The organism is Streptomyces sp. NPDC054841, from assembly GCF_053611045.1.
Genome location: NZ_JBSGZO010000910.1, coordinates 1 through 1,327 on the forward strand (window position 1 = coordinate 1; position 1,327 = coordinate 1,327).

The 1,327-nt window shown below is 71.3% G+C and carries 3 protein-coding genes; 2 read left to right on the forward strand and 1 reads right to left on the reverse strand.

The window, feature by feature from the left end; translation table 11 throughout:
* Together ACWGI8_RS44365 and ACWGI8_RS44370 are read left to right on the forward strand one after the other, a co-directional pair.
* A partial coding sequence (locus ACWGI8_RS44365; protein ID WP_453669311.1) for a DeoR/GlpR family DNA-binding transcription regulator occupies window positions 1-480 on the forward strand: 480 nt, incomplete at its 5' end.
* A 45-nt stretch (window positions 481-525) separates the two neighbouring features.
* Window positions 526-888, forward strand: coding sequence for a DUF952 domain-containing protein (locus ACWGI8_RS44370; RefSeq protein WP_453669313.1), 363 nt, complete (start codon window positions 526-528; stop codon window positions 886-888).
* A 72-nt stretch (window positions 889-960) separates the two neighbouring features.
* On the opposite strand, the gene ACWGI8_RS44375 is transcribed toward ACWGI8_RS44370, so the two are convergent.
* The coding region (locus ACWGI8_RS44375) for an MASE1 domain-containing protein (RefSeq protein ID WP_453669315.1) at window positions 961-1,327 on the reverse strand (367 nt) is incomplete at its 5' end.

Here is a 1,327-nt window from a genome sequence, read left to right on the forward strand (position 1 = left end):
GCCACGACGACCGAGGTCGCCCGTGCGCTGGCGGCACGCCCCGACCTGGCTTCGGGCTCCCCCGCGCTGACGATCGTCACCAACGCCCTCAACATCGCCAACGAACTGGCGATCCGGCCCCAGTTCAAGATCGTCGTGACGGGCGGCGTGGCCCGTCCGCAGTCCTACGAGCTGATCGGCCCGCTGGCCGACGGTGTGCTCAGCCAGATCACCATGGATGTCGCGGTGCTGGGCGTGGACGCCTTCGACGTGGTCAACGGCGCCTCGGCGCATGACGAGGACGAGGCCGCGATCAACCGGCTGCTCTGCGAGCGCGCAGAGCGGGTCGTCGTCGCCGCGGACTCCAGCAAGCTGGCCGCCCGCGCGTTCGCCCGTATCTGCGCCACGGACCAGGTGGACACGCTGGTCACCGATGGCGCCGTGCCCGACGAGACCGCCGCCGGGTTCACGGAGGCGGGAGTGACGGTCATCCGGGCGTGACGGTCATCCGGGCGTGACCGCCCCGGCAGGAGCTATAACTGGACCATGATCATGCACGTGGTCGCGCTCGACGACTGGCTCGCCATCCCGGAACGGGCGTACGCGCCCAGGTCTCTCTTGACGGAGGGCTTCGTCCACTGCTCCCCCGACGAGGCCACGACGCTCGCGGTCGCCAGCGCCTACTACCGTGACGTCCGCGGCCCGTTGATGGCGCTGCTCATCGACGAGAGCAAGCTCCTGGCCCCGGTCCGCCTGGAGCCCGCGGGCACGGCCCCGCCACCGGGTGTCGCCCCTGGCACCCTCTTCCCGCACGTCTACGGGCCGATCGACCGGACGGCGGTCGACGGGATGCTGGAGATCCAGCGCGACGAGACCGGCAGCGCGGTGGGCTTCACACCCTGGGCATGAGCCCGGACAGGCCGCGCAAGGCCCCGGAGACCGGGCCTGACCGGGCCGCTGTCCGTACGGTCAGGTGTCCGGTCAGGTGTCCTTGTCCTCGGACAGCGGCCAGCGCCCGGCCGCGCCGCTGCCCGGGACGAGGCGGTCGACCACTTCGGCCAGTTCGCCGCACGCCTGCTCGATCTTGCGGCGGATGGTGATCTGCTCGGTGACGATCGCGGCGAGCAGCAGACCGGTCAGTGCCGCCGATCCGTTGAGGGCCTGCAGGGTGCCCATGGTCGCGAAGAGGCTGTGGCCGGCGAACGGCCCCGCCTCATCGGTCGCGGCCGAAATCGCCAGGACGGACACGACCAGGACGCACGGTGCGGCACCCGGCAGCTGGAAGCGCAACGCCGCCCACATCAGCAGCGGAAAGACGAGGAACAGCAGGGAGGCGGAGCTTCGCGTG

What these genes read in the sequence shown, in the direction of transcription:
- ACWGI8_RS44370 (WP_453669313.1), top strand. Translation starts at nt 526, where the DNA reads ATGATCATGCACGTGGTCGCGCTCGACGACTGGCTCGCCATCCCGGAA.